The following is a 13,495-nucleotide window of genomic DNA, read 5'->3' on the forward strand; positions in this document are numbered from 1 at the left end:
TCTTGCAGCATAATAATCCCACTCTTTCCCCAGACTGGAATCACTCAGATTTGTTAATTGATTTCGATTACAAAATCATAGAACCAAGCTAAGTTGTCACGCCGTCCGCCGACTGGCTATTAGCGTCACCTAAAGCTCAAAAAATGCCAAAATCATTAGACCGGTTATTGATAATAATACGAGATTGTCTCGCAGGCCAGAATTCATTCGTTTCTTTAGGACAAATTAATCATAGTTGCTAACTGGTTCAGCAGTCTTTGAAAACAAAATCTCCTTTGTGGAGGCTAATACCCAGTTGGCGGATTGCTCAGGATGACATTTCAGTCTTGGGCTGACACCCATAGCTGAGTGACAGCATGACAAAATTTAGTTGAATTCCGCATTTTTCAAAAAGACTCATTATCGATGCTTTCTTTATCAATGAGTCGCTTGATTTTTTTTACTTCAGTTAAAGCCAAAACGCACTCAGCCAGCCCGATGGCATCGGACAGACGAATGCTTCGGATGACCCGTTTCACCTGTGGGATGAAAAATGAGCTCATGCTCAATTGGTCAAATCCCAACCCGATCAACAACTTGGTATATCGGACATCTCCGGCCATCTCGCCACAAATGCTCACATCCTTACCAGCCTGTTTTGCAGCATCGGCGATCATTTTTAATAGATGGAGGACAGCTGGATGCAGCGGCTCGTAGAGATCACTCACCTGAGCATTGCTGCGATCCACAGCTAAGGTATATTGGATCAAATCATTGGTGCCAATGCTGATGAAATCGACCTCCTTTAAAATCGCATGGATCGCTAGGGCAGCGGAAGGGATTTCAATCATTGCACCGATTTCTAATTGAGGATCATAGGCGAGTTCCCGTTGGTCTAATTCTCGCATCGCCTGATTGATCAGTCGCCTGACTTGATGAATTTCTTCCACACTGGCGATCATGGGCAAAAGGATCTTAACCTTGCCAAAGACGCTGGCTCGCAGGACAGCGCGCAATTGTTGCTTGAATATTTCAGGTTGCCGTAATGACAGTCGGATCGCCCGAAGCCCCAAATAGGGGTTGCGTTCCCGATAGCGATGATTGCCGTTGAAAAATGGGCTGAACTTATCGCCGCCGAGGTCCATGGTTCGGATGGTCACTGGGAACGGCGCCATTCTCGCCACGATTGCATGATAATGCTCGAATTGTTCCTCCTCCGATGGATAATCTGTCCGATCGATAAAATGAATTTCAGTTCGATAAAGTCCGATCCCTTCTGCATGGAACATCTGGGCTAATTCGATGTCCTCCTCAGTCCTGATATTTGCCATCAATTGAACTCTATGACCATCTAAAGTGACGGCTGGCAATCCCACAATCTTTTTCTCGCGCTTCTTTTGTTCTTCTAACACCTTGACCAAAGCGCGGTAGTTTTCGATTTGTCGCGTTGTGGGATTAATAATCACCTCGCCAGTAGTGCCGTTCATTATTATCTGGCTAGAGACTTCGATGTCGCGCGCTATATTGGGAATACCAGAGACCAGTGGGATGCCCAGCGAACGAGCTAAAATTGCTGCGTGAGAAGTAGGACCGCCTTTTTCAGTAATCAATCCCTTCACCTGGCTGGTGTTCAACCCAGCGGCTTGGGAGGGTGTGATCTCTGGCGCAACAATAATGAGCTCAGATTCCTCTCCAATTAAACATTCCTGAGTATAGCCTATCAGATTATCCAAAATTCTTCGACCGACATCTCGAATGTCCTGGATTCGTTCTTTTAAATAATTGTCGTGCGTTGATGAAAATGTGGTTATGGATTCCTGAATGACCGCATCCACTGCTGCTTCGACATTAATCCGTTGTTCTACCAATTTCTTCTGGATCTGGGCCAAAAAGACTGGATCGTTCAAGAATAGCAAATAAGCATCGAAAATATTCGCATCATTGCTGGAGACGTGGCTGCTGATACGCTCTTTTAATTCTTCCAGTTGCCGCCGCGCCATCTCTATTGCCTGAGAAAGTCGGGACAACTCTCGGGCAACCTGACCGACACGGATCTTCCGCGGGATAATTTTGGGAGGTGTTCCGAAAATGCACGCCCTGCCCCAGGCAATGCCTGGGGATACCCCGATGCCTCGCAATTTAACTTGCTGTTTGATCATTGATGCATTTTCCTCTCTATTCGCTTGCAGTGATCATTTTAACACGCTATAAAAAACGTAGCGAACGCCCTTCATTAAAAAATTGGGCGCAATTTTTAATTGTTGGGGCAGTTTTAAGAATCTTGCCCTATTGAATATCAGTCCAGAAAATAGATCATCATTTCGGTTTGTCAGAGATTTCTTATTGCAAAACGAGTGCTCTTATTTGTCCAAATGGAAACCGAATCTGTTTTCGGATTCGCCTCAATACTCTTGGGCTAACGGATCAAAGCCAATTTTCTTGATATCTCATCTGATGAAGTGAAAAGACGATAAATGTAAACGCCTGAGGCCACTGGCATCCCAGTGCTATCGCATCCATCCCAGCTCAATTCGTATTGGCCGGGCAATTGAAACCTATCCAAAAGTGTTGTGACGTGCTGGCCCTGCAAATTGTAAATGCTGAGCACCACTCGTCCCGGCTCGACGATCTGATACCGGATTCGAGTCATAGGATTAAACGGATTGGGATAATTTTGTTCCAATCTAAATTGCTTGGGGAATTGCTCGGGGCGATACTCCTTAAGCCCAGTACCCCCAGAAAGCCAATTGAGCATCCGAAGCAACAATTTCGCTGCGGTATCCTGATATGGCCCTGAGATCCCCTCGAAACCGAACCCTAAATAGATCAACCGATAGCCAGCACGATCGTCCACATATCGAATGGCAGCACTGAGGTTTTGTGGGATATATTTCAAAAAAGAATGGGCGCCATCCCTTGGGCCAATGGCGCTGGGCGAGCGCTGGTTGTTGGCACATCCTGCCTTGTTCTGAATATAAACGAAACTACCCTGCCCTATCGGATCTCCAGACTCCCCTCTCATCATGGTTGCGGCGATTGAATCTGACAACAATACTGCATGAAGATAATTGGTAAAGAAAAGCGAATCCTGTGTTGAACCCTCTACCATGAGATCATAGCCGATATTTTGGCCAGTGAGGATCAGCCAGCCACCTCGGTCGAGAAATTCGGTGATTGCGTATTGCTCTTCGCTTGTCAGGCTGGTTGTGCGATCGTCCCCTGTGAACCAAATGGCCGTTTTATACCTTTGGAGCAAATCACCGTAACCAGGCACACCCTGGGTTTTCACCTCCCAGGAATCACAATAAATTTTAGCCAATGAAGCGGCTGGCCAGAAATATCGCTCGTAATCGGCGCCGTCATCATCATCGATCAGAATAATTGTCGGTTGACCGATTTTCACATCAAAACTATCAATGGCTGAATAACCATTATCGGCCTCGAGATGGAGCTTAAAATTTGCCAGATGCCCCTCAGCAATAGGTTCAACTGAAAATGAAAATTGGAATGTCAGATCGTTCGAAATCGATTGATAATCGACATCGAAAGCGGCCCATTCTAGCTTGCCAGCGGAGAGCTTAACGGATCCGTCGTCGCAGCTCAACCAAGCAGTGATGTTTCTCGAGATGAGCCCATCGTTGGTAATCGATACCAGAAGTTTGACTGTCTCGCCCGGCTCGGCCAATCCGTTATTGTTGCCAGTGCTATCAATTACTTGATGTCCCACATATCGCAACAGCGCCGAATTGATGCGTTGCGCGCTTTTTAATACCCAATTTTCAGGATCGAACTGAATATCCCGGGTCGAATCTGGGAAGGTAAATGTGAATTTCTCGAGCCGATCCGCCACCATGATCGTCAAAGTGGTTTCTGAAGCAGCAGTTGCAATTTTCAAGTCTATCGGCATGGCAAATAGGGGTGCATCGGTTTGTTCCTGTCGCACCATCAGATGCAATTCATACTTCTGCCCTTGTTTCTCTTGATGAACACCGTAGCAATAGTGCGGATAATTTGGCTCATAAATCCATTGGTGGAAGAACCACTCCAGCGAAGCACCAATCACCTCCTCGAAAGCAGATTGCAAATCCTCTGTCGTTGCTGATCCATATTGATATTTCATCCGAAAATTTTTCAACCCAGCCCAGAAATTTTGCTCGCCCACCACATGTCGCAACATGTGCAGCACCCAGGCACCCTTGTAGTAAACAATGCCAGCATAAACCTGATTGGGATCAGAAATGTCATGACGGTACATAATACCCTTATAGCTCTTAGCATTATTTTCGTTTTCCATATAAGATCGATAACGATCTGGGCCCTGAATGTGACCATAATAGAGCGCTTCTGAAAATGTGGCGAACCCCTCGCTAATCCAACTATGATGGAAATTTTTGGGAGTTATGCAATCGCCCCACCATTGATGGGCTAATTCATGCACCAACACGGCTTCGTATTGATAATTGCCAGTAATGTAAAACGGCTGAATGCAAACAAGCGTCTGATACTCCATTCCACCCCAATATCCCACATATTGTGCGACACCAACTTTTTCTCCATGAAACGGATACAGGCCATAATAAGATTCCAGCACCTGAATCATCTGAGGGATGTTGCTCAAATCGATCAATGCTTTATTATAATGTTCAGGATAAATAAAATGCATGATGGGCAAAGTATCTCCCTCGGAATCAACATATCGATCATGAATCACGTGGTAATTAGAGATTGTAATGGCAACCAAGTATGTCGCTATGGGATGACGCACCTCCCAATGATAGATTCTGGTCCCATCGCCGTTGTCTTTAACCCCGATCAAAATGCCATTAGAAGCGACGATTAAATTGCCTGGTACGCGAATCTTAATATCCATCGAATCTGGCTTATCATCAGGCCGATCTTTACAGGGCCACCAATAGCGTGCATAATAGGGACAGCTTTCGGACGAAATTGTAATGACACTCCGAGTTCGATCGAACGTCATGGGATTAAAACCAGGTTTGATCGATGGCTTACCGTGATAGAAAATTGTGACAGCTATTGGCTCCCCGATGTCATAGGTTCGGTCGAGATCAATCCGTAAAACATCATTGACATGACGGAATTGCTTTGCATTCCCCGAAACCGCAGTCACCGTCATGCGCGATGAAAGATCAAGTTCCAGAACACTAAGTGCTGTGACTAAACTTACAGCTTCCACAGATACTGATCCTTCAATGCGCTCCTGTTGAGGATCTATGGCAACGTCGATTTCGTAATAGAATACATCAAAATCATCCTGGATTCTTGCGACCAATATCGTAGGTATAAAAAAGATGGAAAACATCCACCATAACCGTGTCCAAAGGCTTTTTATTTTTGGAGCAATCCACACTTTCTATCCCTCCTGGTCTTTAGCTCCGGCTAATATAAACAAAAATTATTTTTATGTCAAGCAAAGAAAATTTTTTAGCGCAACAAGTGTGTTATGGAGAAAATAGTATGGCAAAAATTGGGAAAGCATGATTGTTGTAGAGACCATTAAAATGATGTATTGGTTTCGATCTTTAACAATTGCTGATTAGTGAGACTAACTATGTGCAGAGACTTTTTTTTTCGCCTTTCAAAAAAAATTCCATCCGCCAGTACCGGCGGATGGAATTCAAGTTAAGCAGGTTAATCAAGAGTAAAGAGCATTAAGATTGACTAAAAAGAGCTTGAACGAAAGCCAATGAATTTGAATGTAAGAGTTTCATTCCGAATGAGTGAAGAATCTTGTAACCATGAGATTGTCGGACTTAAATGTTTCTCCCTTCGGTCGAAATCACAAGAAGGAGAGTTTTCGTTCAAGCACTAAATAGATTATGATGTACTTTGGTTATCACTCCTTATCTGGATTTTGGAATTTCCTGAACAACTTTTTTGCTGATGCAGCATAGCAATCCTACCGCATTGGTATTGACCTGCTGGTGATTGCATTCAATCAATAAACGATTCATAACAGTTGCTAAAAATGATAACTGAATTTTAAAAATCCGCCCCGCGATGGCAGAGAGAACAGAACTTCTCGTCCAGCATCATAGAGATCATTATCCAATAGATTGACGAGCCGCAGCGTCACATCTAAGCCTTTCACAAAATTGGGATAGAACGCCGCAAAATCGAAAGTCACATAAGCTGGAGCGGTAGTCGTTGGATCGCTGGTCACCTGCCATGGTGCACCGGGCTCATTAAATTTGAGCACAGGTAGGACACGGGTCCCTGTAAAGCGTCCTTGAAGCGTTACATACACCCGATTTGCAGCAAAGTACCGAATCCCGGCTCGTCCCTGTTTATCTGCCGTGTAATATAAGCGCGATGAGGTAATTGCATCCTCGGCCTTGCGATAGGTGACATCGCCATAACAGAGGAATTGCTTACTCAGATTCAGCTTGAATTCACCTTCGACCCCTTGCGATTTCCATTGGCCAACATTGGCCTGTTGATTGTAGTCCTTGGTTCCATCGGGGCGTTGCGATTCTGGAAATGCTTCGGCGCCGATGAGCGGTTGAGTTTTCAAACGCTTTTGATAAGCAATAATATCATCAATATCGATCGAAAAAGCGCTGGCACTAACTTCCAAAATATTGCCGAGCGCATAGCCGATCTGCAATTCCAAGGTCTGATTGGTCTCTGGTTTGATATTGGGATTTCCATAATATGCATTTTTGCGGAAGTAGTATAATTCGTGGATCGAAGGTGCTTTAAAGGCGGTCCCAAAAAGTCCCTTCACATAAAGATTTCTCAGCGGTGTCAACACAACTGCTAACCGCTCGTTGAGGACGTCTTTGAAAACTGAATGGACATCGTAGCGCAGACCAGCAGTAAATTTGAGCCAATCGAAGGGATTGACCTCGCCCTGAAAATATGTTGCTTTAATATCGGTCTTAAATTTCGGAACGGGCAATTTGTCAGCATCCCACACTTCAGGATAGTACCAGCGAATCACGTCATTGCCCTCATAGTCAACTCCCAGCACGAACGAGATGCGTTGCGCTGGTCTAAAGTTGATTTGCCCTTGAATACCCATCACATTATCACGACCATCCATCTGTCGGACAAAATGTCCAGTAGCCGCCGTGGCTGGATCTGTCATTGCCCCTGCAAACGGATTATTTTCGTACTGTGCCCCTTTTCCCCAATTATAATAATCCAGATACCCACTAATCTTGATCATAAGATTAGATTCAAAATTATGCTGCCAATTCACGATGAAATATTTTTTGTCCATTACGAATCGCGTTAAATCCGCTCCCACGCTGAAAGAAGAGATAGATTGAAACGCATCAGCTCGGCTCAGATGACCGATAAATGAAAAATCATTATAAGTAAAATTGAAATAGATATTGCTATTTGTTCGATCATTGGAGTTCAAAATTACATCTGAACCAGCAATATCAGACCATTCTTTGACCTTTCTCGGAAGATTATCCCGATGTAGCGTTGTAAAAAATGCCAATCCTCCATTCTTTTCGAATTTTTTACGAATTTGAAGATTACCTTGATAGCTATCGAAACTGCCGCGCATGAAGCTGGCTTCGTTGCCCTCGTTCTGCAAAGGTGACTTGGTAATAATATTGATCGTGCCCAAAAACGCATTGGCCCCCCACAAAGCCGAAGATGGTCCACGGACTATCTCGATCCGATCGATCGCATCCAGCGAAATCCACGCTGTGGAAATATGGTTGCGATAAAATTGTTTCCATCCCATATCATGCCCATCGAGCAGCATCTGGAAATGCTTGCCCATGGACATGCGATCATTCACCCCTCGCATCCCAACATCTAATTGCCCCTGTCCTGGATCGTTGATATCGATCCCCATAACATCGCGTAATAGCTCCACAAAATCGCTGTAACCCATTTTTTTGATTTCATCGGCAGTGATGACGGTAATGTTTGCAGGCGATTCCTTTAATTTTTGTTCTTGTTTTGCAGCCGAAACAACCACCATCTCTCCAAACGTGAACTCTTCTGCTTCGAATTGGGGTGCTGGTTGGGCCTTAATCGGCCCCATCTCACTAAATGGAGTGGTTGGTAGGGTCGCAGGCGCAGCAGGCGCTTCATTGGCCGCTTGGATGGGAGGGGCGTAATTGAGCTCATTCCCTTCCGTTATTTCAATGCGTCGGCCATCGACGATAATGCTTTCCGCCTGACAATCAGCGATGATGATCTGGCGCAGTGTTGGGCTCGCGCTGCCAGCAATGATCACACGATCGGAATAGCGGATAATCGCATACTCGAGCCGACTCATGGTCTGGCTGGATGCTGCAAACTCAATCCCAACCCAGTCTTGATTCCCTGGGAGATTCGGTGTGGTCGGTCCACCGACTCCGAATTCTTTATCATGGATCGAGGTGAAGATGATCCGCTTTCCCATGACCCCTTCAGCGATCAGACTCCCCTGAACCAAAATTCGATAATAACCATTGAATTTGACAATGACCCCAGGATCGATTTTCAGCGTGGCATTGGCTGGAACAACCACGTCTCCTGTAACAATATAGGGGCTACCATCGATGCGCCACACGCCGCTTTGTGGGCCGCTGACCTCGGCTGCTATCCCCCATCCAGTTAAAAAAAGCATCCTCCCTAATAAACCAACCCATACGATTGCTGAAATCCGTTTTTGTTTCATAAGCGATTCCCCTTTATTAATTATTTATGATTGCATGATATTATACAGGCACTATACCACTTCTGCCGAAATTCGAATCCCCTGCTCAAAACGTCGCAGACGAAGCTTCCGCGATCAGAAACCAAAGACACTTACGAGCCCAATCGTTGGCTTCTTGCTTGCATCGACCAACGCATAGCGTGTCAAACTTCTATTTCTATTTGAATGTTTATTGCTTCGCCAATTCGATGCATACCTCGCATGATTTAATAAAAAATGCTCAGAGATTTTTATGCAAAATCCGTTTCTTAATTGTATATTTAAATGCGTTCTCTTGTCAGTTATCGTGCTCCATCCGATCCGCAGTTCGGATCAAATGCCAATTATCGGCATCCCTGTGGCCAAGCATTTGTTGTTAACGCTTTATTGCGATAGAGGCCGATAGAGAAGCTCGAAAATTCTCCTGACAAGCAGTTGGTAGCTGATATCAAGCTTCCCAATGGATGAATTCGGTTATTCATTGCAACATAAAAACATGACTGCTCTGTTTCCTATCGATTTTTTTCGTTGATTTCCACTGATGCGAAATCAGTATGGTAGAATCATAATTGGAGATTGACAATATCCTCCCCTTAAAACGGTTAATTCGACAAGCAGAAGGGTTAGCACTATGAACAGAGTGACACATAACTGCATCATAGGAATGATCAGCTTTTTGATTGGAATCAGCCATTTTTCCAGTATATGGGCACAGGACGATGCCATTTCGTGGTTTAACCGCGGCGCTGCAGCCAAAGACCCGAAGGAGAAGATTACATGCTATATACAAGCAATTCGATTGGATCCAAAATTTATCGCTGCGTATTATAACCTCGGTTATGTCTATAAGAATTTAGGCGACTTATCCAATGCTGAGCAATCGTTTCGTCAAGCATTGAATTGCGATCCAGCAAGTTTGAAGCCTGAGGACCGTCTTCGGATCAATTATGAATTGGGGATAACCCTGAAGCGGCTCGGTCGGAACGGAGATGCCATCGCAGCCCTTCAGACGGCCAAGTCATTAGCCCAGCAGGTGGATATTCGTGCGGCCGTGCTCTATGAACTTGGGCGCGCAAAGATTGAAATGGGTGACTTCGATGGGGCAATCAACGAGTTCAATGAGGGATTAGCTCTCAATAGCAATCGTCAAGCTGCGTTTGAAGCTGCAATCCAAAGCGTCCGCGCTTTACGCGAATTGGAAGCAAAATATGCCCAAGGAGTAAAATTATTGAACAGTGGTCAATATGATGAGGCAATCAAAATTTTGACGCAGGTCATTAATACCAATCCAGATTTCAAAGACGCACGACAGCGATTAGCCGAAGCACAAAAACAGCGAGATTCAAAACCGAAAACCGACAGCCTCGCTGACCTCTACGCTCGCGGCATTGGTTATATGCAACGAAACGATTGGTCCAACGCATTAATTGCCCTAAAACAGGTTGAAAAAGCCAATCCCAATTACCGAGATGTTAAGGCAAAATTGGCAGAAGCCCAAACCAAACTGGATGAATCGCTTCAATTGGAGGTTTATGACAAACTTTACAATGATGCATTGAACGAATATCGTAAAGGTAACTACGTGAATGCCGTGATGGGGCTTGAGAAAGTTCGGGAATGGAATCCAAATTATAAAAATACCGATCGCATCTATCGCGACGCCCAGAGCAAATTAGCTCGCGAGGGCGAGGATGCAGTGAAAAATCGCTATTATACCCAGGGCAAAACTTATTTGAAAGCTGGCGATTGGCAATCCGCAATCGCTGTTTTTCGGCAGTTGAAAAGCTTGGATCCGAATTACCGCGATATTCAATTTCTGCTGCAACAGGCGCAGGATAGCTTGGCATATCAAACAAAAAGGACAGGACTTTCCAATTTATATGCTGAAGCCATGGATCATTTCAACAATGGCAACTGGTTAGACGCTCTGATTGCATTCGAAAAGATCCAAGAAATTGATTCTAGCTATTTAGATATTGCGCAAAAAATAACTGAGGTACAGAACAAACTTCATCAAACAGGCGCTGGAGCGTCCCAGAGACGGACAGATGGCAAGGATTCGAAACAGAGCAAGCCAATGTGGCTTTGGATCGGTGTCGGGTTGTTCGCATTGGTAGTTCCCATGGCTGTCGTCTTCTCCGCTGTCCCATCCGCACGCGCCAGATGGCTGCTCATGCAAGGCAATTACCTCAAGGCTGCAACGATCTATGAGTCCATTTTGACTCGCAAACCAGATAAGGTCAAGCTCTATCCGCAATTGGCCAATATCTACTTAATGCTCAATCGCGCTGATGAAACTGCCCAAAAGGTTTATGATATGGCCTTGAAAATGGATATCAGCCCCGGATTACGACAAAGGTTGACTCAGGCAACCAATCATCGAACTATCGCCAATAACGCTGCTGAACCTGCCATCAGCCTCGAAGAAAAGTTAATGCAAGAGCTATTGAACTTGAAAAAGGGGCAACTTTAAATTCGAATGGATCTCCGCAATCTCAAAAGCCCAGCATGCGCCCTGCACTACTGGGCTTTTTTTTGCCATCATCAATTGAAAACCATTGACTGCCATATATTTTTTTTGTAAATTTCACCCCGTTTAGCTGAGCAATTTATCTCTGCTAAAGCATTTGCTTGTTCACTGACCTGTTGGTCAATCGAAGAGGATGGAATGGAATCAAGACTCAAATTGGCGCGTCCATTGGTATTTTTTGATATCGAGACGACCCATCTCGATATCGCCCTCGCTCGAATTATTGAAATTGCGATGATCAAACTCTACCCCGACCAGACCACAGAATCTTTTTTGACTCGGGTCAATCCCGGAATTCCAATTCCCAGCGAAGCCACCCGGATCCATGGCATCACCAATTTCGATGTGATGGATAAGCCCAGCTTTCAGGACATCGCTGGAGACATCTATGCACTGATTGAAAACTGTGATTTGGCTGGATATAATTTGATCGCTTATGATCTCCCCGTCCTGGTGAACGAATTCAAGCGGGCTGGGATCGATTTCAAAATCGATAACATTGCAATCATCGATGTTCTGGAGATTTTTAAAAAGAAAGAGCGTCGGAACCTTGCCGCTGCATATCAATTTTATTGTCAAAAACAGCTCAATAACGCCCATAGCGCACTCAAGGACACCCAAGCCACGTTGGAAATTTTTCAGGCACAATTGAATCGCTATGCCGATTTACCCGCTCGGGTGCAAGAGCTACACGAATTCTGTAATCAGCGCAATGATCGTTTTATCGATAGCGACAAAAAATTTATCTGGCAGAACAATGAAGCATGTTTCGCCTTTGGCAAATACAAAGGCACGCCGCTCAAGCAGGTGGTGAAAACTGATATCGAATATATCAAATGGATGTTGAATTCGGACTTCTCCGCCGAGGTCCAAAATATCCTTCGGGAAGCGCTTAATGGCCAATTCCCGATGAAAACAATGCCATTGAATTCCAACAACGATTAGCATCCACTGTATTGGAAGCTCGCAAACTGCTCGTTTTTGAAAAAAATTGTCATCAAAAATTATTTGGCAATCTTCTGAATCAAATGCAGCAATGGCCCCAAAAATGAAATGAGACAATTGCCCTGCGGATTATCTTATTGTTTTGGACTGCAAAACACTTTCATTTCACGAATAGAAACGCCTATCCATCTACTGCGAGGCGCAAATTTTGTTAAAATTCACACTCGCGAGGGTTGCAGTTGACAGATAGGCGTTTGATTAAAAAAGATACCAGGGAGCATTACCTCGCTTTTCTGTTCTTAAACGACTCAATCAAGTTCGCCAATGAGAGAATGATTGATCAGCAGGCAATGATCTCCCCTTTCATGATGGCAGAAGCGCACAACCACGGTTTATAGGAAGGTATAGACTATTCCAAGCGCAAAGGCCTGCTTAATTTGGCGCATCTTGGAAATATCCCGATCATAGAACAATTTGAAGTTGAAATTCACATTGAAATACTTCGAAATTTTGGTGGTCAGGATATTATCCCAGTTCACATCAGTTGTGTTGAGCGCTTTAAGCGTGGAAAACAGTTCGAGTTTTGAAGTGAGCAGCGTATTTTGAGCCAATTTCCAATTTAAATCGGTGACGGATTCCGCACCGACCTCATTTTTGAATTTTTCGATTTTTACCGTTTTGGGGTCATCAGCATAAGGTTGGGGAAAATCGCTGGTCACAGTTTGCTTAAGTGACACACCAAGTCGAGTCTTGATGGTCTCGTTCGGTTTGATGCCGATGCCAGCGCTTTCACGGATATAACCTGGATCCATGAACGCCGATACCTGCGTTTTGGGGGTAGCGCCGTAATTATAGCCAGGGGCAAATTGAGTTTCACCTGTCACAGCGACAAACGGATTGATCAGCACACCCAATTTGTAGGTGAACACGCTCTCCAGTTTGATCTCGTCCACGGATTTGCGCATCTGCTGATCTCCAGTTTTGGTGGAGCCATAAGTCAACTTGCCAGAGTTCGCCCAGTTGGTTTTGGCCTGATCATTGGTGAAGTTGAAGTTCAAATTGACTTGCCAAGCGTAAGAATTTTCGCCGCCTTGTTTCCAATTATCAAAGCTTGTCTGTGTCAAATTAAGACCGCCGACCATTGATTTCTGCCAGCCATATTTCGGTGTTTCGGCTGGCTGATCCTGCCCAAAAGCGAGACCGGCGACAAACATCACCATCACCATAAATAGTAAACTTGATTTCTGATTCATTTCTTCCTCCTGAATTTGACTGTTCAATCCAATATTGCTCCCTCAAATTGAAATTTGATCCAGTGCCGCAATAATCATGCTTCCTGACTATCTTATAGATGCTACAACTTTTCTCTG

6 protein-coding genes are annotated in these 13,495 nt (G+C 44.6%); 2 read left to right on the forward strand and 4 right to left on the reverse strand.

The window, feature by feature from the left end; translation table 11 throughout:
- Positions 1-386: 386 nt before the first annotated feature.
- From ptsP to ONB37_00725, 3 genes are all read right to left on the reverse strand, one after another.
- Positions 387-2,138, reverse strand: a complete 1,752-nt coding sequence (gene ptsP / locus ONB37_00715; GenBank protein ID MDZ7398661.1) for a phosphoenolpyruvate--protein phosphotransferase — start codon at positions 2,136-2,138, stop codon at positions 387-389.
- 257 nt (positions 2,139-2,395) lie between these two features.
- Positions 2,396-5,350: a M1 family aminopeptidase gene (locus tag ONB37_00720; GenBank protein ID MDZ7398662.1), complete on the reverse strand. Its 2,955-nt coding sequence runs from the start codon at positions 5,348-5,350 to the stop codon at positions 2,396-2,398.
- Positions 5,351-5,962: 612 nt separating this feature from the next.
- A complete protein-coding gene (locus ONB37_00725) occupies positions 5,963-8,632 on the reverse strand; it encodes a TonB-dependent receptor (GenBank protein MDZ7398663.1) in 2,670 nt (889 codons plus the stop codon).
- 649 nt (positions 8,633-9,281) lie between these two features.
- Between ONB37_00725 and ONB37_00730 the strand changes: the two genes are divergently transcribed.
- Positions 9,282-11,123: a tetratricopeptide repeat protein gene (locus ONB37_00730; GenBank protein MDZ7398664.1), complete on the forward strand. Its 1,842-nt coding sequence runs from the start codon at positions 9,282-9,284 to the stop codon at positions 11,121-11,123.
- Positions 11,124-11,318: 195 nt separating this feature from the next.
- Positions 11,319-12,125 carry a 3'-5' exonuclease gene (locus ONB37_00735; protein MDZ7398665.1) on the forward strand — a complete coding sequence of 269 codons (807 nt, stop codon included), beginning with the start codon at positions 11,319-11,321 and terminating at the stop codon, positions 12,123-12,125.
- 392 nt (positions 12,126-12,517) lie between these two features.
- Here the strand turns inward: ONB37_00735 and ONB37_00740 are convergent, their stop codons facing one another.
- Positions 12,518-13,378 (reverse strand): DUF3078 domain-containing protein, encoded by an 861-nt coding sequence (locus ONB37_00740; GenBank protein MDZ7398666.1) that lies wholly within the window; start codon positions 13,376-13,378, stop codon positions 12,518-12,520.
- Positions 13,379-13,495: the final 117 nt, after the last annotated feature.

It is taken from the genome of candidate division KSB1 bacterium (assembly GCA_034506395.1).
GTDB lineage: Bacteria > Zhuqueibacterota > Zhuqueibacteria > Thermofontimicrobiales > Thermofontimicrobiaceae > Thermofontimicrobium.

Coding starts and splice junctions, on each gene's coding strand:
- ONB37_00735 (MDZ7398665.1), top strand. CDS start 11,319: ATGGAATCAAGACTCAAATTGGCGCGTCCATTGGTATTTTTTGATATC.
- ONB37_00730 (MDZ7398664.1), top strand. CDS start 9,282: ATGAACAGAGTGACACATAACTGCATCATAGGAATGATCAGCTTTTTG.
- ONB37_00725 (MDZ7398663.1), bottom strand. CDS start 8,632: ATGAAACAAAAACGGATTTCAGCAATCGTATGGGTTGGTTTATTAGGG.
- ONB37_00740 (MDZ7398666.1), bottom strand. CDS start 13,378: ATGAATCAGAAATCAAGTTTACTATTTATGGTGATGGTGATGTTTGTC.
- ptsP (MDZ7398661.1), bottom strand. CDS start 2,138: ATGATCAAACAGCAAGTTAAATTGCGAGGCATCGGGGTATCCCCAGGC.